Origin of the sequence: [Enterobacter] lignolyticus SCF1 (genome assembly GCF_000164865.1) — a bacterium.
Classification (GTDB): domain Bacteria; phylum Pseudomonadota; class Gammaproteobacteria; order Enterobacterales; family Enterobacteriaceae; genus Enterobacter_B; species Enterobacter_B lignolyticus.
The window spans coordinates 1340266-1362401 of the sequence record NC_014618.1 but is presented as its reverse complement, the minus strand read 5'-3'; the positions used below and the strand labels follow the sequence as shown (position 1 = coordinate 1362401).

The 22136-nt window shown below is 59.4% G+C and carries 21 protein-coding genes; 9 read left to right on the top strand and 12 right to left on the bottom strand.

Annotated elements, in window-relative coordinates; all coding sequences use genetic code 11:
- Nucleotides 1-51: 51 nt before the first annotated feature.
- From purC to dapA, 3 genes are all read right to left on the bottom strand, one after another.
- The gene (purC, locus tag ENTCL_RS06425; protein WP_013365305.1) at nt 52-765 is read right to left on the bottom strand and encodes a phosphoribosylaminoimidazolesuccinocarboxamide synthase; all 714 of its coding nucleotides are present in this window, start codon (nt 763-765) and stop codon (nt 52-54) included.
- A gap of 111 nt (nt 766-876) precedes the next feature.
- Complete coding sequence (gene bamC / locus ENTCL_RS06420; protein WP_013365304.1) at nt 877-1911, bottom strand: outer membrane protein assembly factor BamC; 1035 nt, start codon at nt 1909-1911, stop codon at nt 877-879.
- Nucleotides 1912-1927: 16 nt separating this feature from the next.
- Nucleotides 1928-2806 (bottom strand): 4-hydroxy-tetrahydrodipicolinate synthase, encoded by an 879-nt coding sequence (gene dapA, locus ENTCL_RS06415; protein ID WP_013365303.1) that lies wholly within the window; start codon nt 2804-2806, stop codon nt 1928-1930.
- A 151-nt stretch (nt 2807-2957) separates the two neighbouring features.
- On the opposite strand from dapA, the gene ENTCL_RS06410 reads away from it, so the two are divergent.
- Together ENTCL_RS06410 and bcp are read left to right on the top strand one after the other, a co-directional pair.
- Nucleotides 2958-3530 carry a glycine cleavage system transcriptional repressor gene (locus tag ENTCL_RS06410; RefSeq protein WP_013365302.1) on the top strand — a complete coding sequence of 191 codons (573 nt, stop codon included), beginning with the start codon at nt 2958-2960 and terminating at the stop codon, nt 3528-3530.
- Nucleotides 3530-4000 (top strand): thioredoxin-dependent thiol peroxidase, encoded by a 471-nt coding sequence (bcp, locus tag ENTCL_RS06405; RefSeq protein WP_013365301.1) that lies wholly within the window; start codon nt 3530-3532, stop codon nt 3998-4000. The genes ENTCL_RS06410 and bcp overlap by 1 nt, the downstream gene beginning before the upstream one ends.
- A 39-nt stretch (nt 4001-4039) precedes the next feature.
- Here bcp and ENTCL_RS06400 read toward each other — a convergent pair whose 3' ends face one another.
- The 4 genes from ENTCL_RS06400 to ENTCL_RS06385 form a co-directional block, all read right to left on the bottom strand.
- Entirely contained in the window at nt 4040-5179 is a 1140-nt protein-coding gene (locus ENTCL_RS06400) for a glycerate kinase (RefSeq protein ID WP_013365300.1), read from the bottom strand.
- Nucleotides 5180-5184: 5 nt separating this feature from the next.
- Nucleotides 5185-6453, bottom strand: coding sequence for a GntP family permease (locus tag ENTCL_RS06395; protein WP_013365299.1), 1269 nt, complete (start codon nt 6451-6453; stop codon nt 5185-5187).
- A 66-nt stretch (nt 6454-6519) separates the two neighbouring features.
- Complete coding sequence (locus ENTCL_RS06390) at nt 6520-7698, bottom strand: sugar diacid recognition domain-containing protein (protein ID WP_013365298.1); 1179 nt, start codon at nt 7696-7698, stop codon at nt 6520-6522.
- 214 nt (nt 7699-7912) lie between these two features.
- The gene (locus ENTCL_RS06385; RefSeq protein WP_044611909.1) at nt 7913-8977 is read right to left on the bottom strand and encodes an AI-2E family transporter; all 1065 of its coding nucleotides are present in this window, start codon (nt 8975-8977) and stop codon (nt 7913-7915) included.
- A gap of 226 nt (nt 8978-9203) precedes the next feature.
- Here ENTCL_RS06385 and bepA point away from each other — a divergent pair, with 226 nt between their 5' ends.
- Together bepA and arsC are read left to right on the top strand one after the other, a co-directional pair.
- Nucleotides 9204-10667, top strand: a complete 1464-nt coding sequence (gene bepA, locus ENTCL_RS06380; RefSeq protein ID WP_013365296.1) for a beta-barrel assembly-enhancing protease — start codon at nt 9204-9206, stop codon at nt 10665-10667.
- Between the two features lie 9 nt (nt 10668-10676).
- The gene (gene arsC, locus ENTCL_RS06375; protein WP_013365295.1) at nt 10677-11033 is read left to right on the top strand and encodes an arsenate reductase (glutaredoxin); all 357 of its coding nucleotides are present in this window, start codon (nt 10677-10679) and stop codon (nt 11031-11033) included.
- Here arsC and ENTCL_RS06370 read toward each other — a convergent pair.
- Nucleotides 11030-11854: a helix-turn-helix domain-containing protein gene (locus tag ENTCL_RS06370; protein WP_013365294.1), complete on the bottom strand. Its 825-nt coding sequence runs from the start codon at nt 11852-11854 to the stop codon at nt 11030-11032. The genes arsC and ENTCL_RS06370 overlap by 4 nt on opposite strands.
- Before the next feature lie 155 nt (nt 11855-12009).
- On the opposite strand from ENTCL_RS06370, the gene celB reads away from it, so the two are divergent.
- The 3 genes from celB to ENTCL_RS06355 are packed head-to-tail and all read left to right on the top strand — an operon-like array spanning nt 12010 to nt 15729.
- Nucleotides 12010-13326, top strand: coding sequence for a PTS cellobiose transporter subunit IIC (celB, locus tag ENTCL_RS06365; protein ID WP_013365293.1), 1317 nt, complete (start codon nt 12010-12012; stop codon nt 13324-13326).
- Nucleotides 13327-13329: 3 nt separating this feature from the next.
- A complete protein-coding gene (locus ENTCL_RS06360) occupies nt 13330-14283 on the top strand; it encodes a glycosylasparaginase (protein WP_013365292.1) in 954 nt (317 codons plus the stop codon).
- A gap of 3 nt (nt 14284-14286) precedes the next feature.
- A complete protein-coding gene (locus ENTCL_RS06355) occupies nt 14287-15729 on the top strand; it encodes a leucyl aminopeptidase family protein (RefSeq protein ID WP_013365291.1) in 1443 nt (480 codons plus the stop codon).
- A 30-nt stretch (nt 15730-15759) separates the two neighbouring features.
- Here ENTCL_RS06355 and ENTCL_RS06350 read toward each other — a convergent pair whose 3' ends face one another.
- The 4 genes from ENTCL_RS06350 to ENTCL_RS06335 form a co-directional block, all read right to left on the bottom strand.
- Nucleotides 15760-16461, bottom strand: a complete 702-nt coding sequence (locus ENTCL_RS06350; protein ID WP_044612075.1) for a DnaA inactivator Hda — start codon at nt 16459-16461, stop codon at nt 15760-15762.
- Nucleotides 16462-16553: 92 nt separating this feature from the next.
- On the bottom strand, nt 16554-17843 hold the full coding sequence (gene uraA, locus ENTCL_RS06345) for a uracil permease (RefSeq protein WP_013365289.1): 1290 nt from the start codon (nt 17841-17843) through the stop codon (nt 16554-16556).
- Nucleotides 17844-17924: 81 nt separating this feature from the next.
- Nucleotides 17925-18551 (bottom strand): uracil phosphoribosyltransferase, encoded by a 627-nt coding sequence (gene upp / locus ENTCL_RS06340; protein WP_013365288.1) that lies wholly within the window; start codon nt 18549-18551, stop codon nt 17925-17927.
- 179 nt (nt 18552-18730) lie between these two features.
- Nucleotides 18731-20161 (bottom strand): 6-phospho-beta-glucosidase, encoded by a 1431-nt coding sequence (locus tag ENTCL_RS06335; RefSeq protein ID WP_013365287.1) that lies wholly within the window; start codon nt 20159-20161, stop codon nt 18731-18733.
- A 249-nt stretch (nt 20162-20410) separates the two neighbouring features.
- Here ENTCL_RS06335 and purM point away from each other — a divergent pair, with 249 nt between their 5' ends.
- Together purM and purN are read left to right on the top strand one after the other, a co-directional pair.
- On the top strand, nt 20411-21448 hold the full coding sequence (gene purM, locus ENTCL_RS06330) for a phosphoribosylformylglycinamidine cyclo-ligase (protein ID WP_013365286.1): 1038 nt from the start codon (nt 20411-20413) through the stop codon (nt 21446-21448).
- Nucleotides 21448-22089, top strand: coding sequence for a phosphoribosylglycinamide formyltransferase (purN, locus tag ENTCL_RS06325; RefSeq protein ID WP_013365285.1), 642 nt, complete (start codon nt 21448-21450; stop codon nt 22087-22089). The genes purM and purN overlap by 1 nt, the downstream gene beginning before the upstream one ends.
- Nucleotides 22090-22136: the final 47 nt, after the last annotated feature.

Below are 22136 nucleotides of genomic sequence, written 5' to 3'. Positions count from 1 at the left end.
GAGGGCATCAGAGGATGACGAGCATCCTCTGATGAATAGCGGGAAACGCGGTTAGTCGAGGTTAACGCCCAGACGACGCGCCACTTCTTCGTAGGCTTCGATCAGGCCGCCCAGGCTCTGGCGGAAGCGGTCTTTATCCATCTTGTCCATGGTCTCTTTGTCCCACAGGCGGCTGCCGTCCGGGGAGAACTCGTCACCCAGCACCACCTGGCCTTTGTACAGGCCGAACTCCAGCTTAAAGTCGACCAGGATAAGGCCCGCGTCGTCAAACAGCTGCTTCAGCACGTCGTTCGCTTTGTAAGTCAGCTCTTTCATGCGCGCCAGGTTTTCTTTGCTCACCCAACCAAATGTCTCGCAGTAGGACTCGTTCACCATCGGGTCGTGCATGGCGTCGTTTTTCAGGAACAGGTCAAACAGCGGCGGGTTGAGCTCTATCCCTTCCTCAATGCCCAGACGCTTGACCAGAGAACCGGCGGCACGGTTGCGCACCACGCACTCTACCGGCACCATCTCCAGCTTTTTCACCAGACACTCGGTGTCGGAGAGCAGTGCTTCCATCTGGGTCGGGATGCCCGCCTGCGCCAGCTTGCTCATAATGAAGTGGTTGAACTTGTTGTTCACCATTCCTTTACGGTCAAACTGCTCAATACGCGCGCCATCCCCTGCTGACGTATCGTTGCGGAATTCGAGCACCAACAGGTCCGGGTTTTCCGTGCTGTAAACGGTTTTCGCTTTGCCGCGATACAACTCAGCTTGCTTTTGCATTTTGAATTACTCCAGATATGAGAAATTAACAGTAAATCCCTGTATTTCTACCGACGCACACGTTTGCGTATACCGGCAGAAAAAAGGGCCGGATCGCTCCGGCCCTGTCTATTACTTACTAAACGCCGCCTGGAATACGGATACCAGCGCGTCGTTCTGCGATTGCGTCAGCGTGTGGCCTTTCGGATCGATGAACTGCATGCTGCTGCGGTTATCGAGGTCGCCCACCTGCAGTTTGTAATCGCCCGAGGTCAGACCCGGATCGCGGGTCCCCAGCGCCTGCCAGCCGCTGTCAGACAGCGGTTTGTAGGTGATGGCGACGCTGCCCTGAGAACGGGTGCTGTCGGTGACCTTCATGCCCACTTTTTCAAGCGTTGCCGGCAGACGCTGCCAGACCTGATTAAACGGCGCACGCACCACCAGCATCGGCAGACCGGTATCGTCCGCAGCGCTCTGCACGTCGAAGGTTGCCCCGGCGCGGCTCTGCGCGGCGTTCTGCGCGTTGGTCGCGTTCTTATCCAGACCGGCGGAAATCACGTTCAGCATTTCGGCGCTGTAGCGCTGCATGGACGCGGCGTCGGCCACCGGCTTGCCGCCCTGCTCCAGATTGATCAGTTTCACCACCACGGCCTGCTGATAGCCCTGCGGTTTCACAGAGATTTGATAGCGGCCGCGGTACTGCTGATCTTCATCCAGACGGTTCCACTGCACCCAGTCGGTGTTCAGCGACTGGCTGGCGTCGTCACGTTTGGTGATGGTGTAGTTTTTCGCCTGAACGATGCTCACCACCTGCGGCCACAGGGAACCGCTACGCCCGCTTTCTACCAGCAGGGTCGCCGTGTCGCCGGTAAACTGCGTGCGGGCGCCGGACACCAGCGCCAGCGGCTGAGCCGGTGGACGGATATCCAGCGATTTACCCGTTGCACCGTCGCCTCTGGCAACCGGGATGTTGTAATCACCGTTCTGAATCGGCAGGATCATTCCCGCCGGCGCATGAAGTTCAGAAAGCGGCGCCGCCTGCAGATAGGCTTCGTCGCCGCTCACCTGGCGCTTATAGCGCGAATCTGAGCTGCATGCTGCAAGGAGCAGAACAAGCGAAACACCCGCAACCTTCGCCAGCTGCGACTTCTGTACTGAGTAAGCCATCAAATCTCCCTAAACTTTACAGCAAACCGGCGTGCTTGAGCGCGGAAGCCACCACATCACGACCATGGTCGGTAATCGGTGTCATCGGCAGACGCAGCGTATCGGTCGCCACAAGTCCCAACGCCTTACATGCCCATTTAACCGGGATAGGATTGGGTTCGACAAATAATTTATTGTGTAACGGCATCAGACGCTGATTGATAACGCGGGCCTGCGCATACTGCCCTTCAGCCGCCAGTTTACACATTTCCGCCATATCGCGCGCGGCAACGTTAGCGGTCACGGAAATCACGCCGTGTCCCCCTAACTGCATAAAATCCAGCGCCGTGGCGTCATCGCCGCTCAGCAGAAGAAAGTCGTCTGAAACCAGCTCTTTGATCTGATGAACGCGACTTAAGTTCCCGGTCGCTTCCTTAATGCCGACAATATTTTTAATTTCGGCCAGACGACCCACGGTTTCCGGCAGCATATCGCAGCCGGTACGGGACGGCACATTATACAGGATTTGCGGCAGGTCAGTATGTCCGGCGATCGCTTTAAAGTGCTGGAACAGCCCTTCCTGAGTCGGGCGGTTATAGTACGGCGTCACCGTCAGGCAGCCGACGATGCCCGTGTTGTTAAAACGCTCGGTCAGGCTGATCGCCTCGGCGGTCGCGTTCGCGCCGGTGCCGGCAATCACGGGAATACGGCCATCGGCCAGCTCCACGGTCATCAGCACTACATCGCCGTGCTCGTCATGGCTCAGCGTGGCGGATTCGCCGGTCGTCCCAACCGAAACAATCGCCGACGTTCCGTTGGCGACATGATAATCAATCAGTTTTTTCAGGCTTGAACGGTCGACATTACCTTTCTCATCCATCGGCGTGACAAGCGCTACAATACTTCCCGTGAACATGGACCATCCTCAGTGCAGGAGCAGACAAGGTTCCAATGGTACGTTTGGAACTGTAATAAAAGCAAGCGACCCGAGCGACTCCGGATGTTGTATGCCGGTTTTTTTTATGCTTTCCTAGTTATTAACCCACCTTTGCAAAGGAAGAACAGGTTTGACAGCCTCATTACATCACTACCTGGTTATTACCGCACTGGGTGCCGACCGCCCTGGCATCGTGAATACCATTACCCGTCACGTCAGCAGCTGCGGCTGTAACATCGAAGATAGCCGACTGGCGATGCTGGGCGATGAGTTCACGTTTATCATGCTGCTTTCCGGCTCGTGGAACGCCATTACCCTGATTGAATCCACCCTGCCGTTAAAAGGGGCGGAACTGGATCTGCTGATTGTGATGAAGCGCACAACCGCGCGTCCGCGTCCGGCGCTCCCCTCCACCGTTTGGGTACAGGTCGACGTTCCTGACTCGCCGCACATTATCGAACGTTTCACCGGGCTCTTCGACGCCCACGAGATGAACATCGCCGAACTGGTGTCGCGCACGCAGGCGAACGAGCAAGATGCGCCCGCCCAGCTCTTCATCCAGATTACCGCTCATAGTCCTGCCTCGCAAAACGCGTCAAATATCGAGCAAGCGTTCAAAGCCCTATGTACAGAATTGAATGCACAAGGCAGTATAAACGTCGTCAATTATTCACAGCATGATGAACAGGATGGAGTTGAGTAATGAACCCACTGAAAGCCGGTGACATCGCACCGAAATTTAGCTTGCCCGATCAAGACGGCGAGCAAGTAAATTTAACCGACTTCCAGGGACAGCGAGTTCTGGTTTATTTTTACCCGAAGGCTATGACCCCAGGATGCACCGTGCAAGCCTGCGGCCTGCGCGACAATATGGATGAGCTAAAAAAAGCGGGCGTTGAGGTGCTGGGCATCAGCACTGACAAACCGGAAAAGCTCTCCCGTTTTGCCGAAAAAGAGCTGCTTAATTTTACCCTGCTGTCCGATGAAGACCACCAGGTCTGCGAACAGTTTGGCGTCTGGGGGGAGAAATCCTTCATGGGCAAAACCTACGACGGCATCCATCGCATCAGCTTCCTGGTGGATGGCGACGGCAAAGTCGAGCACGTGTTTGACGACTTCAAGACCAGCAACCACCACGACGTGGTGCTGAACTGGCTGAAAGAAAGCGCCTGACTATCCTAAGATAACGCCCCGAACCGGGGCGTTATTTTTTTATGCCTTACTCGCCAGCTTCCAGATGGCGGCAACATTGCGCGCCGTCGTTCGCAGGTTATACTCCGCTTCCTCCAGCGCTTCCGGCAGCGTCACCACGTGCGTCAGGATCGATAGCGCCGCATCGATACCGTGTCCGAACACCACCGGGTGATCGGCCTGCAGCCCGCCGGCCAGGGCTATCACCGGCTTATGGTGACGTTTCGCCACCCGCGCCACGCCGATGGGCGTCTTGCCGCAGATGCTCTGGCTGTCGAGCCGCCCTTCCCCGGTAATCACCAGATCCGCATCGATAAGCTTCTCCTCAAGCGCCAGCGTTTCGACCACTATCTCAACCCCCGCCCGCAGCCTGGCGTTGAGCAGGCCGAGCAGCGCCGCCCCCATGCCGCCCGCGGCGCCTGCGCCTGGTGCCTCCAGCACCTCAATGCCGGTAGTTTGCGCCATCAGGCGCCCCCAGTTGGCTAATGCCGCATCAAGCCGTGCGATCGTTTCGGGGGTAGCTCCTTTTTGCGGGCCAAACACCGCCGAGGCGCCGCGCGGCCCGCACAGCGGGTTATTCACATCGCAGGCGACGGTGATAGCGACATTGGCCAGTCCCGGATGCAGCCGGCTGACGTCTATCTCCGCCAGCGCCTCCAGGCCGCCGCCGCAGCGGGCGATCTCTTTGCCGTTCTCATCCAGCAAACGCGCGCCTAACGCCTGCATCATACCCGCACCGCCGTCGTTAGTGGCGCTGCCGCCGATGCCGAGGATAATCTGCTCAACGCCCTGCTCCAGCGCGGCGACGATAAGCTCGCCGGTGCCGTAGCTGGTGGTATTAAGCGGGTTACGCAGCGGCGGCGGAACGTGGTGCAGCCCGGAGGCCGCCGCCATTTCGATAATCGCCGTCCGGCCATCGCCCATCATTCCCCAGCGCGCCGTAACCGGCGTGCCCAGCGGCCCCATGACCTCGCTGTCCTGATAGCGCCCGCCGCTGGCCTCCACCAGGGAATCGACGGTGCCCTCGCCCCCGTCCGCCATCGGGACTTTGACGTACTGCGCCTCGGGATAGATTTCACGGAAACCGGCCTCAATGGCGCAGGCCACGCCCATCGCCGACAGGCTCTCTTTAAACGAATCGGGTGCAATCACAATCTTCATTAGGGTTATCCTGCAAGTCCAAACACGCCGAACATCAATGTGGAAACAACGGCAATGGTCAGGCCGACCAGCGTTTCATACGGCATCAGCTTCAGACGCTCACGAATAAGCATATTCACGCTGCCGCCCGTCGCATGGAAAAAACTGCCGTGCGGAAGGTGGTCGAGCACCGTAGCGCCAGCGTGGATCATCGCCGCGCCCGCCAGCGCGGAAACGCCCAGCTCGATAAGCGTTGGCGCGAAGACGCTGGAGGCTACCGCCGTGCCCGCCGTGGTTGACGCCGTCGCCATTGACATTATCGCCCCGGAAACCGGCGCCAGCAGATACGCCGGAAGCCCCGACGCCGTCAGCCCGTGGATCAGCACCTCTTTCAGCTCAGAGTTCGCGATAATCCCGGCCAGCGTCCCCGTGCCGAGCAGCATAATCGCCACCGGCGCCATACGGGCGAGGCCCGCCACCATAAACTGGTTGGTCTGCCGCGCGCGCCCCATCAGCAGCGTTCCGACAAGGCCGCCAACCGGCAGCGCAATCAGCGGGTCAATCGCAATGCCCGCAATCGGGCGCAGGGAGAGCAGAAGAATGGCCACCAGCGGCGCGCTGACGGAGACCCAGAAACGCGGCTGCTGGCGCGTCGCGTCGTGCGTAATCACGTCATCGGCGGTCACCGGGCTGCCTTTGTTGCTCAGTTTTTTCGCCAGCAGATACGCCACCACCAGCCCGAACAGGCCCGGGATCACCCCAGCCAGCATCACGGAGGTCAGCGGGACGTGGAAGGCATCCGCGGCGGCGATGGTATTCGGGTTTGGCGACATCACGTTCCCCGCTTTACCGCCGCCCACCATCGCCAGCAGAATCGCGGTTTTCGACAGCCCCGCTTTGTGGGCGATGGACAGCGCGATAGGCGACACGGTAATCACCGCCACGTCGATAAACACGCCGACGGCGGTGAGGCACAGCGTGGCTATCGCCAGCGCCAGCAGCGCCCGGGTCTCGCCAATTTTTTTCACCACCGTTTCGGCTATTGTGTTCGCCGCGCCGGACTCAATCAGCACCCCCGCCAGCACGCCCGCCGCCAGAATACGCAGCACGGCGTTGGTGATCCCCTGCGCGCCGGTGACCATCAGCGTGACGGTCTCAACCAGCCCGGCGCCGCCGATAAGCCCGCCCACCAGCGCGCCGGCCATCATGCCGTAGGCCGGAGAAACCTTACGTAAAATCAGAAATATGGCCACGACCAGTGCGGCTATGGCTCCCAGTGTCGATACCGATGTCATGTTCTGCGCTCCTGTTAATTGACTGGCGCAGTATGGGGAAAACCCCGGGCCCCTGAACTGGAGGTTTTAACGAACTTTCGTCGGGCGCTTTGCCGATAAATTGTGGGAATCTACAGCGTCACGCTGCAGCTCCATGCCGATAAACAGCCAAAGAACGCTTTTCATGTCATTGATTTTTATATGTGTTATATCTTCACAGCGCTGCAGGCGGTAGCGCAGCGTATTGACATGAATATGCAGCGCCTTCGCCGTTTGAGAAAGGTCACAATTATGCTCAAACCATGCCCGCAGCGTCTGCTGCAGCACCCCTTTGCTGTCGTGGTTCACCAGCTGCAGCCACAGACGGGACAGCTCCTGCACCTGCCAGCTTTCGGCCACATCGCTCAGCAGCGCCGGCAGCGCGTAGTCATGGTAGAACACGTACTGATCTTTCACTTTTTGCCGCTTCACCATCGCCTGGGTGGCGCGGGCGGTCTGCCAGGAACGGTGCAGCCCGCTCTCTCCCGGGAAATGGCCGCCGACGATAATTCGGCTAAAGCCGGAGCTGCTGGCCCAGGACTTAAAGCACTGCAGATCCTTCATTTCCTGGCCCAGATCCCAGCGCCCGCCCTTCATGGTGATGGGCTTAATGATGATCAGCTCGTTGAAATCGGTGAAGGTCACCAGATGGTCGCGGGCGCGGTTTTCAAAATAGTCCATCAGGTTGCGCAGCGCTTCCCGATCCGGCTGGCGCAGCTCGATAATCGCCACCACCATCGGCTGCTGCAGATCAATCCCCAGATAGGAGACCATCGAATGCAGCCGCTCGGCGGGCGGCTCACGCATGATGAGCTGGTGGATAAGCTCTTCGCGATAGCGCTTGTCCCACTCTTTTTGCTCAATCAGCGCCATATGTTCAATCACCAGCTCGGACGCCATTTTGACCAGCTCGGCGTAGGCCCGCACCTCGTCGGGCTCGCCGGTTATCCCCAGCACGCCAATCAGCTGCCCATGAAACGAGATGGGCAGATTGATGCCAGGACGAACGCCCTTAAGCGTAATGGCGGTGGCGGAATCAATTTCGACGACCCGGTTATCCTTCAGCGCCAGGATAGCCCCTTCGTGCCGCTGGTGGATCCGCGACGGCTCCCCGGAGGCGATGATGATGCCGTGCTCATCCATCACGTTGACGGAGTACGGAATAATACTCATCGCCCGCTGGACAATCTGGCGCGCGGTATAGTCCTTCAGATATTGCTTTTTCATCTCGCTTCTCACTCGAGCCGACAGGAGAACCAGGCAGGACGTTCTTAAATAACGAAATTCAGTTCAGAATGCTTAGTATAAAAAAACAAAAAAGCCGTCTTCAAGACGGCATTATTTGGATATTCTGACAATAAATGTCCGACCGGACGCGCATTGCCTTATCTGTCGGCCAGCCGCGACGGTATGAAGCCGTTCACGCTTTGCCGGATTGGCATTACGGTTCGTCAACCGCCGGGCTGTCCGGCCAGGCATGGACTACCGCTTTAATCAGCGTCGCCAGCGGGATAGCGAAGAAAACGCCCCAGAAGCCCCACAGCCCGCCGAAAATCACCACCGAGAGAATAATCACCAGCGGATGCAGGTTCACGGCTTCGGAGAACAGCACCGGCACCAGCAGGTTGCCGTCCAGCCCCTGAATAATCAGATACACCGCGAACAGGCTCCAGAACTCGGTACCAAGACCGAACTGGAACAGCGCCACGCACACCACCGGGATGGTCACCACGAAGGCGCCGATATAGGGGATAAGCACCGACAGCCCGACCAGCACCGCCAGCAGCAGCGAATAGTTGAGGCCGAACAGCAGGAAGCCAATCCACGTTGCGACGCCCACCACCACCATTTCCAGCACTTTGCCGCGAATATAGTTGGTTATCTGCTGGTTCATCTCTTTCCAGACCTGGCCCGCCAGCCCGCGGTTACGCGGCAGGATGCGGCGTACGGCGTTGAGCATCTGCTCTTTGTCTTTGACGAGGAAGAACACCATCAGCGGCACCAGAACGAGATATACCGCCAGCGTCAGCAGACCGACCAGGGAGGCCAGCGAGTATTTCACCACCGAGTCGCCCATCGTCAGCATCCGGTTGCGCATGTTATCGGCCATGGCGTCGATGATGCCGGCGTCCATCAGCGCCGGATAGCGTCGCGGCAGCGTCGCGGCAAAGTCTGAGAGCTTATTGAGCATGCCCGGCATATCGCGGATAAGGTTAATTCCCTGCTGCCAGGCGACCGGCATCACCACAAACGCCATCAGCAGTAAAATACCGACGAACAGTATCAGCACAATAGAGGTCGCCCAGCGGCGCGAGCAGCCGATGCGCTCAAGCCGGATTGTCGGCCACTCCAGCAGATAGGCCAGTACGATCGCCACCAGCAGCGGAGCCAGCAGGCCGCTGAAAAAGAAAAGGATGCCGAAACCGGCAAGCAAAATGACCAGTAACGCTATCGCCTCCGGGTCGCTAAAGCGACGGCGATACCACTGCATCAACATCTCAAGCATAACTACACCGTTCCCAATATGAGCGGGTCGAAAGAACCGGGTAAATTGTATCTAACTGTCACAAAAAAGACTCCGCTTTTTATAAGGAAAGCCCTAAACGTCAAAATCATGGAATGTTTGTTTTCAATGCCGCCGCGGGCGGATAAACTTTGCTGGTAGCCGACAGGGGAACGCAAAGGCGCTTTGTCGGTCAAACTGGCACACCCCACAGACAGGAACTGAGGTTATGTTCAGGCCGTTGAGAAAAACGCTGTTGGCGACACTCATAGCATCATTGACGCTGGGCCCGGTGCTGCCAGCCTTTGCCGATTCCGCAGATACGCTGCCGGACATAGGTACCACCGCAGGAAGCACGCTCTCCATCGGCCAGGAGTTGCAGATGGGGGATTATTACGTTCGTCAGCTTCGCGGCAGCGCCCCGCTGATTAACGACCCGCTGCTGGTGCAATATATTAACGGCCTCGGTATGCGGCTGGTGTCTCACGCCAACTCGGTGCGAACGCCCTTTCACTTCTACCTGATCAACAACGACGAGCTGAACGCCTTCGCCTTCTTCGGCGGTAACGTCGTTCTGCACTCGGCGCTGTTCCGCTTTGCCGATACCGAAAGCCAGCTGGCCTCCGTGATGGCGCACGAAATTTCCCACGTCACTCAGCGCCACCTGGCCCGCGCGATGGAAGACCAGAGGCGTAACGCGCCGCTGACGTGGGTGGGCGCGCTGGGGTCTATTCTGCTGGCCATGGCGAGTCCCCAGGCGGGGATGGCCGCGCTGACCGGCACCCTGGCTGGCACCCAGCAGGGGATGATCAGCTTCACCCGTCAGAACGAAGAGGAAGCGGATCGCATCGGTATCCAGGTGCTGCAGCGCTCGGGGTTCGATCCTCAGGCCATGCCGCAGTTTATGGATAAGCTGCTTGACCAGTCGCGCTACGCCTCCCGACCGCCGGAAATGCTGCTGACGCACCCCTTACCGGAAAGCCGTCTGGCCGACGCCCGCAACCGCGCCAACCAGATGCGCCCGGTGGTCGTCCAGTCCTCTGAAGATTTCTACATGGCGAAAGCACGCGTTCTCGGCATGTACAACAACGGGCAAAACAAGCTCACCAGCGACCTTCTTGATAACTGGTCGAAGGGCAATATCCGCGAGCAGCATGCCGCCCAGTATGGCCGCGCGCTGCAGGCCATGGGCGCAGATAAATACGCGGAAGCCAGCAAGCTGCTGCAGCCGCTGCTGAGCGCCAATCCGCAAAACCCCTGGTACATTGACCTTGCCACCGATATCGACCTCGGGCAGAAGAAAAACAGCGACGCCATTAACCGGCTGAAGGCCGCGCGCGAGCTGCGCACCAACCCGGTGCTGCAGCTGAACCTCGCCAACGCCCTGCTGCAGGGTGGACAGCCGGCCGAAGCGGCGACGCTGCTTAACCGCTACACCTTTACTTATAAAGACGACACCAACGGCTGGGAGCTGCTGGCGCAGGCCGAAGCACAGCTCGGCAACCGCGATCAGGAGCTGGCCGCCCGCGCGGAAAACATGGCGCTGGTCGGCCGTCTTGACCAGGCTATCTCCCTGCTCAGCGGCGCCAGCGCGCAGGTGAAGCTGGGCAGCCTGCAGCAGGCCCGCTACGACGCGCGTATCGACCAGTTGCGCCAGCTGCAGGAAACGTTCAAACCCTATACCAAAATGTAAGGACACCTGATGAGTCATGCGGTAACCATTTACCACAACCCGCGCTGCTCCAAGAGCCGCGAAACCCTGAGCCTGCTGAAGGACCAGGGCGTTGAGCCGGAGGTGGTGCTGTATCTTGAAACGCCGCCGGACGCCGTCGCCCTGACGTCGCTGCTGAAGATGCTGGGGATGACCAGCGCGCGCGAGCTGATGCGCAAAAAAGAAGATCTGTATCAGGCGCTGAACCTGGCCGACGACGCGCTGAGCGAAGCGGCGCTGCTCCAGGCGATGGTCGAAAATCCGAAGCTGATTGAGCGCCCGATCGTGGTCAGCTGCGGCAAAGCGCGCATCGGCCGCCCGCCTGAGCAGGTGCTCGACATTCTCTAATCCTCGCGCCGCAGCGCCTGAAGAAAGGCCTGCGGCGTACGCTCGCCGAGTTTTTTCTGCGTCTTCCCGGTATTCCACAGGCGGCACAGCCGCTGCGCCAGCGCGTCGGGTTCGCTCGCCGACGGGATTATCATGTGCAACGGCTCGCTGAGTGAAACGATCGTCGGCGACGCGCCTTCGCGCGGATGAACCGCTATCCCTTCCGGGCTTATCGCGAACCATTTCACAGGCTCTGTCTCAATACATTGAATAGCAGCCGGGCAGCACGCCCTGGCTTCGCCAAGCCAGTTCAGCACCAGCGCCTGCGAAATACCGCTATAGACGCGGGCATAGCACCAGCCGCTGATCGGCTCCCGCGCCCACAGCAGATGGTGGTCGCCGCCGTCGTCCATGCCCAGCGACAGCAGCCGGTAGTGCAGCGTCAGCGTGTCGGCCGCCCTGCCCGCCTTCAGCGCTTTCATCCCCTGCGGCCCGGGATCGCCGGGGCGCTGATGCGCCGGTCGCAGATAGCGGTTCAGCGTGGCCCGCGAGAGCGAAATGCCCAGCCCCTCCGTCACCAGAAACAGCAGCTCATCCAGCGGCGAGCGCAGCGTATCGCGCAGCGCGTTCACCAGCGCGATTTGCTCTTGTCTCATCGCTTTGTGTACCACATGCGGCGTGGTGTGGCGGTCGGCAACCTGCTCGCGATTACGCCAGCGGCGCACGGTCGTGACGGAAATGCCCAGCTCACGCGCCAGCTCGCGGTCGCTTTTATCCGACTGCTGCAGGTAGCGTCGAATGCGCGGCGTGGTGGTGGCATTGGCGTGCAGCTTTATTTCCATCGTATTTCCTCGGCGCTAAACGAAACCAATCATATAAGACTTATGTAACTACAAATAATACATTGTGACCGAATTCACCTTTCAATCACCCTGTTTCACTAATAATTCGCATACATAACACACAATAACCATGCCGATCTCGTACGGAGCTCACAATGAACAATGTTCTGGGATTTCTTGAAGCCAAACTGATGCCGCTGGCGGCAAAGACCGCGCAGCAGCGTCACCTGGGCGCTATTCGCGGCGCCTACGTCTCGTTCATGCCCTTTATTATTGTCGGGTCAATCCTGCTGGTCATCTCCTCGTTTCCGAACCAGGGCTACCAGCAGTTTATGTCTCAGACCTTTGGTAACAGCTGGAGCGCGATCGTCGAGATCCCGTTCAATGCGGTGTTCTCCACCATGTCGCTGTTTATCAGCTTTCTGGTGGCCTACCGTCTGGCGGAGCACTATGGCGATGATCGCGTCTCCTGCGGCATCCTCTCGCTGGTCTGCTTTCTGATCCTCACGCCGTTTCTTAAGGTTGCGGAGAACGGCGGCATCACCGTCATGCCGGTCGAGTGGATCGGCACCAAAGGCCTGTTTGTGTCGATGATAGGCTCGCTGCTCTGGACGGAGCTGTTCTGCTGGCTGAAGCGCAAAAAGCTGGTCATCAAAATGCCCGACGGCGTACCGCCCGCGGTGCAGGAATCCTTCGCCGCGCTGATCCCGGCGCTGCTGGTGATGATCCTGGTGCTGGCTATCCGCATCGCCTTTGAAAACACCCATTACCGCACCATTCACCAGTTTATTTACGAAGTGGTCGCCACGCCGGTGCGCCATTACGGAACCTCTTACTTCGGCGCGCTGATGACGGTGTTCAGCATCACCATTCTGTGGTCGGTCGGCATTAACTCCGGCTCGATGATCAACGGCATCATCCGCCCACTGTGGATGGAAAACCAGACCGACAACATCGCCGCCATTCAGGCTGGCGTCACCCCGCCGCATATTATTACCGAACAGTTTTTTGACATGATCTGGATGGGCGGCGCGGGCGCTACGCTCTCGCTGGTCATCGCGATGCTGATTTTCGCCCGCAGTAAAAACATGCGCGAGGTGGCGCGTCTTGGGGCGGGGGCGTCGCTGTTCAACATTAACGAACCGATTCTGTTCGGCCTGCCGGTTATCATGAACCCGATTATGCTGATCCCGTTCAACCTGGTGCCGCTGGTGCTGGTGACGGTGCAGTATGCCGCCATGAAGGTGGGCGCCGTTGCGGTGACGACCGGGGTATTTATTCCCTGGACGCTGCCGCCGGTCATCAGCGGCTTTATCGTTACCGGCCATTTATCCGGTAGCGTGATGCAAATCATCAATCTGCTGATTGGCGCGATGCTGTATCTGCCCTTTATGCGCATCGTCGACAAGCAGTACCGCACGGCGGAAACCGCCACGCAAAGCGAGACCAACACGCTGGCAAAACAGGAGTAAATGATGTGGGGAATTATTGCAACCTGGCGAATGGCGCTGGAAGGCGTTAGCGAATCCGCGTCCGCGCTGGCGGCAGGGAAAGCGGCGTCGACGTCGGTGGTCGATGCGGTTGCAGCCGTTGAAGACTTCCCGTTGTACAAGTCCGTCGGTTTCGGCGGCCTGCCGACGGAAAATGGCGACGTGGAGCTGGATGCCGCCTTTATGGACGGCGACACCCTCGCCTTCGGCGCAGTGGGCAACCTGGTGGATATCGCCAATCCGGTCAGGGTTGCCCATGCCCTTAGCCGCCAGCGCTATAACTGCCTGCTGGTCGGCCAGGGGGCGCGGGAATGGGCGCTGGAGCAGGGTTTTCGCGAGAAGACCATGCTGACCGAACGCGCGATGCAGCACTACCGCAAGCGCTGCCGGGAGACGCTCGATAAAGGTCTCAGCCCGTACGACGGTCACGACACGGTAGGGATCATCGGCCTTGACCGCCACGGTTCGATGAGCGTGGCAACCTCCACCAGCGGGCTGTTTATGAAAAAACGCGGCCGTCTCGGCGACTCGCCCATTATGGGGTCCGGCTTCTATTGCGACAGCGAGGTCGGCGCCGCAACCGCCACCGGCGTTGGCGAAGACCTGATGAAGGGCTGCACCAGCTACGAGATCGTGCGCCGCATGGCGGACGGGATGAGCCCGCAGCAGGCTGCCGATTCGGTGGTGTGCGAGCTGGAAGACCGGCTGATGTCGCGCTTTGGCCGCGCGGGGGATCTCTCGGTCGTGTGCATGAACCGCCGCGGCGAGTTCGGCGCCGCGACCAATATCAAAACCTTCTCCTTTGTGGTGGCGAGCGAAACGCAGCCGCTGACCGTGTTCCGCGCCGACCGCCTGCGGGAAAAAACCCACTACGTCCCGGTGGACGATGAATGGATGCAGGCCTACGCCGCGCGCATTCGCGCCCCGATTGAGGAATAAGCCATGGAATATCGTCTGATTACCCGTCTGGCGGAGCAGCCGCAGCCGGCCCATCTCATTAGCTGGCCCGGCAGCCCGCTGCTGGCGGAGGTCGACTGCCCGGCGCTTGCCGCGATGGTGGATCGCGCCGCGGCGGGCGACATCGCCGATACGCAGTTCGCCTGCGCGCCGTTCGCCCGCATCACGCTGATTCCGGTCGCCGCCTGGCAGGATGCGCTCACCGATACGCTACTCGGCCACCTGCGTCCGCTGTTTGCCGCTCCGGCTAGCCCGCAGGTGCTGCTGGACTGCACCCGGCTGGAGAACGCCAGCGTGCTGGCAAAAACCCTGCGCTTCTTGTTCAACCTCGACCATCAGCTGAGCGACCTGGGGTTAAAAAGCCAGACCGCGCCGACCACCCGCGTGACGCAGCTCACCGGCTATTGCCAGCCCCGGGCGCTGGCGGAACTTACGGAAACTTTCCGCCTGCAGCACGCTATCGCCCACGGCATGCTCGCCGCCCGCAGGCTGGCGGATATCCCGTCCGAACAGTGCACGCCGCAGTTTGTGGTGGAAGAGGCGCAGCGCCTGTGCGCCAGCTGGCCTCAGCTGCGCTGCGAGGTGCTGGACGAGCGCGCCATTGGCGAACAAGGGCTGGGGCTGCTGCACGCGGTCGGCAAAGGCGCCTCCCGCCCGCCGCGCCTGCTGGCTATCCACTACGACGGGCGACAGGACGGCCCGGTTCGCAGCTACGTGGGCAAAGGCATTACTTTTGATACCGGCGGGCTGTGGCTGAAAGAAGGCGCCGGCATGTACACCATGAAGTACGACATGTGCGGCGCCGCCAACGTGCTCGGGCTGATGCTCAGCATCGCCCGCCTCGCCCTGCCGGTGCGGGTCATGGGCGTGCTGGCGCTGGCGGAAAACGCCATTGGCCCTGAGGCGATGCAGCCGGGAAGCGTGGCCCGCGCCTGCAACGGCATGACGGTGGAAATCAACAATACCGATGCCGAAGGGCGGCTGGTGCTGGCGGACGCCATCGCCTGGGCGGCGAAGCGCCATCCGCAGACCCGCTTTATTATCGATCTGGCGACGCTGACCGGCGCGGTGGTAAAAGCGCTTGGCTACGAGCTCAGCGGGCTGATGACCCAGAATGAGGCGCTACGCGCCTCCCTGACCGCGGCAGGTATCGCCAGCGGCGATGAGGTGTGGTCGCTGCCGCTGGATAAACGGCTGAAAAAACAAACCGACAGCGCCATTGCTGACCTGTGCAACACGCCGGGCAACAACGCCGCCATCAGCGCTTCCGCCGCCTGGCTGCTGCACCATTTTTGCCCGGCGGAGATCCCGTGGGCGCATCTTGACGTCAGCGGCACGGCGCTGTGGCGCGAGCATGGCCGCAGCGTGGCCTCGGGCAGGCCGATCCCGCTGCTGATGCAGCATTTGCTTGATGATATCGTGCAGTGATGGCGTTCCTCTCTTTCGGGAGAGGAACCGCTACAGCTTCAGAATCTCTTTGACGAACGGAATGGTCAGCTTGCGCTGGGCGGTAATCGACGCCCTGTCGAGCTGATCGAGCGTCTGGAATAAAGAACGCATTTCGCGATCGAGGCGCTTTAGCAGAAAGCGGCAGACGTCTTCCGGCATCTCAAAACCGCGCAGCCGCGCTCTCAGCTGGAGCGCCTGCAGCTTGTCTTCGTCGGAAAGCGGCTGCAGCTTGTAGATTTGCCCCCAGTCGAGACGCGAGGCGAGATCCGCCAGCCCCAGCTTCAGCTGCCGCGGCGGGCGATCGCCGGTAATCAGCAGGCGGGTTTTGCCCGATTCGAGGATTCGGTTGTAGAGGTTGAAGATCCCCATCTCCCAGGGCTCGTCGCCCGCGATGCATTCGATATTATCGATACACACCAGCGCCAGATGCTCCATCCCTTCCAGTACCTCCGGCACAAACCACGTGCGCTTATCCAGCGGCACATAGCCCACGGCATCGCCGCGCTGGGAAAGCTCAGCACAGGCGGCATGCAGCAAATGGCTGCGGCCCGCGCCTTCGCGCGACCATAAATAGATGTAACCGCTATGCTCCTGACGCAGCATCGTTTGCAGGGCAGCAAGAAGAGAAGGGTTATCACCCGGCCAGAAACTGGTAAAAGTCTCGTCGTCGGGAAGATAGAGTGGCAAAGAGAGCTGTGCCGGTACGTTCAGAGTAACCTCAACATGGGCTTGCGAAAAACGCACAGAGTGTAACACAAAAAGCGCGGAAGAGAGAACCGGGCGGAGCGCCGCCCGGCAGGGGATCAATGGGACGGCGTCTCGCTGTCCTCGGCATCCAGCACCACTTCTTCCGGGCGCAGGACGCTAATCAGTTTGAAGATCAGGCTCAGGCAGATCCCGACGATGGTCGCCAGCGCCATCCCCTTAAGCTCCGCCGCGCCGATGTGCACCTTCGCGCCGCTGACGCCGATGATCAGAATCACCGAGGTCAGGATCAGGTTCTGCGCTTTGCTGTAGTCCACTTTGGATTCGATCAGCACGCGGATACCGGAAGCGCCGATCACCCCGTACAGCAGCAGCGATACGCCGCCCATCACCGGTACCGGGATAATCTGGATAGCCGCCGCCAGCTTGCCGATGCAGGACAGCAGAATCGCGATCACCGCCGCGCCGCCGATAACCCAGGTGCTGTACACGCGGGTGATCGCCATGACGCCGATGTTCTCGCCGTAGGTGGTGTTCGGCGTGGAGCCGAAGAAACCGGAAATCACGGTGGAGAGACCGTTAGCAAACATCGAACGATGCAGGCCCGGGTCGCGGATCAGATCTTTTTTCACGATGTTCGCGGTGACCACCAGGTGCCCTACGTGTTCGGCGATAACCACCAGCGCCGCCGGCAGGATGGTGAAGATAGCGAACCACTCAAAGCGCGGGGTATAGAAGGTCGGCAGCGCGAACCAGTGCGCCTGCGCGATAGCCGCGGTATCGACCATGCCCATGGAGAAAGAGAGCGCATAGCCGACCAGCACACCGATAAGGATCGGGATAATCGCCAGAAAGCCGCGGAACAGCACCGAGCCAAAGACGGTGACCGCCAGCGTCACCAGCGAAACGGTGACTACTTTACCGTCAGCGGCCTGGCCGTCGGCCGGCAGCAGCCCCGCCATGTTCGCCGCAACGCCCGCCAGCTCCAGACCGATAACCGCCACGATGGCGCCCATCGCCGCCGGTGGGAACATCACATCCAGCCACCCGGTACCGGCCTTCTTCACGATAAAAGAGACCAGGCAGAACAGCACGCCGCACATAATGAAGCCGCCCAGCGCCACCTCATAGCCCAGCGGCAGCAGCAGCAGGACCGGAGAAATAAAGGCAAAGCTGGAGCCCAGGTACGCCGGAATTTTACCTTTGCATATGAACAGATACAGCAGCGTTCCGACGCCGTTAAACAGCAGGACCGTGGCCGGGTTAATATGAAAAAGCACAGGCACCAGCACGGTAGCGCCAAACATGGCGAACAGGTGCTGCAAACTAAGCGGGATGGTCTGCAAAAGCGGCGGTCTTTCACTAACCCCGATAGCACGGCGCGTCATAGTTATTTCCTCAGTCGATTGTTGTTGTGTTTTAGTCAAAAAAAAGCCGACTCTCAAAGTCGGCTCTTTTTAATGAATCGCTTATTTAGTACCAAAAATCTTGTCGCCAGCATCGCCGAGGCCCGGGATGATGTACCCGTGCTCGTTCAGTCCCTTGTCGATGGACGCGGTGTAGAGCTCTACGTCCGGGTGCGCTTTCTCCAGCGCGGCGAGACCTTCCGGCGCCGCCACCAGCACCAGCACTTTAATGCTATGGCAGCCGGCATTTTTCAGCAGGTCGATGGTTGCGATCATTGAACCGCCGGTCGCCAGCATCGGGTCAACCACCAGCGCCATACGCTCGTCGATGTTAGAAACCAGTTTCTGGAAGTACGGTACCGGCTCCAGGGTCTCTTCGTTACGATAAATACCCACGACGCTGATACGCGCGCTCGGCACGTGCTCCAGCACGCCTTCCATCATGCCCAGACCTGCGCGCAGGATAGGCACCACGGTGATTTTCTTACCTTTGATCTGCTCAACTTCAACCGGACCGTTCCAGCCTTCGATGGTCACTTTCTCGGTAGCGAGATCGGCGGTAGCTTCGTACGTCAGCAGGCTACCAACCTCTGAGGCGAGTTCACGGAAGCGTTTGGTGCTGATGTCGTGCTCGCGCATCAGGCCCAGCTTGTGTTTGACGAGTGGGTGTTTCACTTCCACAATCTTCATTCTCTTTCTCCTCTGAGGGGCAGCCACAAAAAAAATCGCGGGATTATACCGCTTTTTTTCGTTAACGCCATACCTGTTCTCATTGATGCGGATCAAGCAAAGTGATTAACGCTTTGTTACTCGCTCTAAATTAAAGCAAAAATAAACCCCGCCGGGGCGGGGTCTGGTCATCATGGCGTTTATAGTGTCTCGCCGTTGCTGCTAATCACCTTCTGGTACCAGAAGAACGACTTCTTGCGGCTTCGCGCAAGCGTCCCCTGCCCTTCGTTGTCCTTATCGACATAAATAAAGCCGTAGCGCTTTTTCATCTCTCCGGTGCCCGCCGACACCAGATCGATACAGCCCCACGGCGTATAGCCCATCAGCTCGACGCCGTCTTCCACCACCGCCTTCTTCATTTCGCGGATATGCGCGCTGAGGTAGTCGATACGGTACTGGTCATTAACGCTGCCGTCGCTTTCCCGCACGTCGATCGCGCCAAAGCCGTTTTCCACAATAAACAGCGGCAGCTGGTAGTGGTCCCAGAACCAGTTCAGCGAGTAGCGCAGGCCCACCGGGTCAATCTGCCAGCCCCAGTCCGATTGTTTCACATACGGGTTGGTGACAAGGCTCTTCGATTCATCGTAGTCCAGTTGCGGATTATCGGCTGTGGCTTTGGTGGCAAACGACATGTAATAACTAAAGCCGATGTAGTCGACGCAGCCCTGGGCGAGCGCCGCGCGGTCTTCTGCAGTGATATCCAGCGCAAAGCCGCGGCGCGCAAAGTAGTTCAGCAGATGCTGCGGGTACTTACCGCGCACGTGAACATCGGTAAACCAGTAGCGGCGATGCATGGCGTTCATCGCCATCATCATATCGTCCGGCGCGCAGGTCAGCGGGTAGATAGGACACATCGCTATCATGCAGCCGATCCGCAGCGTCGGGTTAATCTCCCGCGCCGCCTTCACCGCCAGCGCGCTCGCCACCAGCTCGTAGTGCGCGGCCTGGAACATCACCGGTTCGCGATCTTCCCCTGGCCGGTACTTAATGCCGGAGTTGGTAAACGGCGCGAAATCTTCATGGAAATTCGCCTGGTTGTTGATTTCGTTGAAGGTCATCCAGTACTTCACTTTATGCTGGTAGCGCGCGAACACCACTTTCGCAAAGCGCACAAAGAAGTCGATAACCTGACGATTGCGCCAGCCGCCGTACTCTTTAACCAGATGGTACGGCATCTCGAAATGCGACAGCGTAATCACCGGCTCAATGCCATGTTTCAGGCACTCATCGAACAGATCGTCGTAAAATTTCAGCCCGGCCTCGTTCGGCTGCCGCTCATCGCCGAGCGGAAAAATACGCGTCCAGGCAATAGAGGTGCGAAAGCATTTAAATCCCATTTCCGCAAACAGCGTAATGTCGTCTTTATAGCGATGATAAAAATCGATGGCCTGATGGTTGGGGTAGTTTTTCCCCGGCAGCACGCCGTCGGTAATCTCCCGCGGCACGCCGTGGGCGCCTGCGGTCATCACGTCGGCGACGCTTGCGCCTTTGCCGCCCTCCTGCCAGCCGCCTTCCAGCTGATGCGCCGCCACCGCGCCGCCCCACAGAAATCCTTCTTTGAATCCCGACATGCCTTTTCCCTCATTCTGCGTTATTTGCTGCAAAAACAATTAAAGAAACCGGTTTCATTAAAATATTGTCCGCTTATTCAGCATGATGCAAGATGAAGAATGTACCCGGTTTCATTTTCGTGAAGCGCTTCAAAATTGACCGATTGAAAAGAAAAAAAGATATCCGCCACCCAGGCTCGCAAACGTTTGCTTTGACTGTTAGAATGGCGCCGATTTTACGTGCTAACGCAAACGTGTGGAGACTTTGCAGTGACCGACAAAACCTCTCTCAGCTATAAAGACGCCGGTGTTGATATTGACGCGGGTAACGCTCTGGTTGATCGCATCAAGGGCGTGGTGAAGAAAACCCGCCGTCCGGAAGTGATGGGTGGTCTGGGCGGATTCGGCGCCCTGTGCGCACTGCCGCAAAAATATCGCGAGCCGGTGCTGGTATCCGGCACTGACGGCGTCGGCACCAAGCTGCGTCTGGCAATGGATCTCAAACGTCACGACACCATCGGCATCGACCTGGTCGCTATGTGCGTGAACGACCTGGTCGTACAGGGCGCTGAGCCGCTGTTCTTCCTCGACTACTACGCGACGGGCAAGCTTGACGTTGATACGGCGGCAAGCGTTATCGGCGGCATCGCCGAAGGCTGCCTGCAGTCCGGCTGCGCGCTGGTGGGCGGTGAAACGGCGGAAATGCCGGGGATGTACCACGGCGAAGACTACGACGTTGCGGGCTTTTGCGTCGGCGTCGTGGAAAAATCAGAGATTATCGACGGTTCAAAAGTCGCTGACGGCGACGTGCTGGTGGCCCTGGCCTCCAGCGGCCCGCACTCCAACGGTTACTCCCTGGTGCGTAAAATCATCGACGTGAGCGGCTGCGACCCGCTGACGACCGAGCTCGACGGCCAACCGCTGGCCGACCACCTGCTGGCGCCGACCCGCATCTATGTGAAGTCGGTGCTTGAGCTGATTGCGCAGGCCGACGTTCACGCCATCGCCCACCTCACCGGCGGCGGCTTCTGGGAAAACATTCCACGCGTACTGCCGGACAACACCCAGGCGGTGATTGACGAGTCCTCCTGGCAGTGGCCGTCGGTCTTTAACTGGCTGCAGAGCGCAGGCAACGTCAGCCGCCATGAAATGTACCGTACCTTCAACTGCGGCGTCGGCATGGTCATCGCCCTGCCGGCCAGCGAAGCGGACAACGCCATTAACTTACTGAATGAAAAAGGTGAAAACGCGTGGAAAATTGGCTATATCAAAGCCTCTGATTCCGAACAGCGTGTGGTCATCGAATAATGAAAAACATTGTGGTGCTGATTTCCGGCAACGGCAGTAATCTGCAGGCGGTTATTGACGCCTGCAACCAACAAAAAATCAATGGCACCCTGCGCGCCGTCTTCAGCAACAGGGCCGACGCGTTCGGCCTTGAGCGCGCGCGCGACGCCGGTATCCCGGCCCATACCCTTTCCGCCAGCCAGTTTGCCAGCCGCGAAGCGTTCGACCGGCAGTTGGTGCAGGAAATCGACGCCTACGCGCCGGATGTGGTGGTGCTTGCCGGCTACATGCGTATCTTAAGCCCGGCGTTTGTCGCGCACTATCAGGGCCGCCTGCTGAATATCCACCCTTCCCTGCTGCCCAAATATCCGGGGCTCCATACCCACCGCCAGGTGCTGGAAAACGGCGACGACGAGCATGGTACCTCGGTGCATTTCGTCACCGACGAACTGGACGGCGGCCCGGTTATTCTGCAGGCCAAAGTCCCGGTCTTCGACGGCGATGACGAAGCGGAAATCGCCGCCCGCGTTCAGGCGCAGGAGCACGCAATTTACCCGCTGGTCATCAGCTGGTTTGTCGACGGCCGCCTGCAGATGAAGAACGGTCAGGCCTGGCTTGACGGTGACCGGCTGCCCGCCCAGGGCTATGCCGCAGAAGAGTAATTTTTTCCCCGCGTTCGCCCTCCTGCGGCGAACGCGCTTTCCCTCGT

Excerpts from the sequence above, each read along its gene's own strand:
- purC (WP_013365305.1), bottom strand. The coding sequence starts at position 765 with ATGCAAAAGCAAGCTGAGTTGTATCGCGGCAAAGCGAAAACCGTTTAC.
- bamC (WP_013365304.1), bottom strand. The coding sequence starts at position 1,911 with ATGGCTTACTCAGTACAGAAGTCGCAGCTGGCGAAGGTTGCGGGTGTT.
- dapA (WP_013365303.1), bottom strand. The coding sequence starts at position 2,806 with ATGTTCACGGGAAGTATTGTAGCGCTTGTCACGCCGATGGATGAGAAA.
- bcp (WP_013365301.1), top strand. The coding sequence starts at position 3,530 with ATGAACCCACTGAAAGCCGGTGACATCGCACCGAAATTTAGCTTGCCC.
- ENTCL_RS06400 (WP_013365300.1), bottom strand. The coding sequence starts at position 5,179 with ATGAAGATTGTGATTGCACCCGATTCGTTTAAAGAGAGCCTGTCGGCG.
- ENTCL_RS06395 (WP_013365299.1), bottom strand. The coding sequence starts at position 6,453 with ATGACATCGGTATCGACACTGGGAGCCATAGCCGCACTGGTCGTGGCC.
- ENTCL_RS06390 (WP_013365298.1), bottom strand. The coding sequence starts at position 7,698 with ATGAAAAAGCAATATCTGAAGGACTATACCGCGCGCCAGATTGTCCAG.
- ENTCL_RS06385 (WP_044611909.1), bottom strand. The coding sequence starts at position 8,977 with ATGCTTGAGATGTTGATGCAGTGGTATCGCCGTCGCTTTAGCGACCCG.
- bepA (WP_013365296.1), top strand. The coding sequence starts at position 9,204 with ATGTTCAGGCCGTTGAGAAAAACGCTGTTGGCGACACTCATAGCATCA.
- arsC (WP_013365295.1), top strand. The coding sequence starts at position 10,677 with ATGAGTCATGCGGTAACCATTTACCACAACCCGCGCTGCTCCAAGAGC.
- ENTCL_RS06370 (WP_013365294.1), bottom strand. The coding sequence starts at position 11,854 with ATGGAAATAAAGCTGCACGCCAATGCCACCACCACGCCGCGCATTCGA.
- celB (WP_013365293.1), top strand. The coding sequence starts at position 12,010 with ATGAACAATGTTCTGGGATTTCTTGAAGCCAAACTGATGCCGCTGGCG.
- ENTCL_RS06360 (WP_013365292.1), top strand. The coding sequence starts at position 13,330 with ATGTGGGGAATTATTGCAACCTGGCGAATGGCGCTGGAAGGCGTTAGC.
- ENTCL_RS06355 (WP_013365291.1), top strand. The coding sequence starts at position 14,287 with ATGGAATATCGTCTGATTACCCGTCTGGCGGAGCAGCCGCAGCCGGCC.
- uraA (WP_013365289.1), bottom strand. The coding sequence starts at position 17,843 with ATGACGCGCCGTGCTATCGGGGTTAGTGAAAGACCGCCGCTTTTGCAG.
- upp (WP_013365288.1), bottom strand. The coding sequence starts at position 18,551 with ATGAAGATTGTGGAAGTGAAACACCCACTCGTCAAACACAAGCTGGGC.
- ENTCL_RS06335 (WP_013365287.1), bottom strand. The coding sequence starts at position 20,161 with ATGTCGGGATTCAAAGAAGGATTTCTGTGGGGCGGCGCGGTGGCGGCG.
- purN (WP_013365285.1), top strand. The coding sequence starts at position 21,448 with ATGAAAAACATTGTGGTGCTGATTTCCGGCAACGGCAGTAATCTGCAG.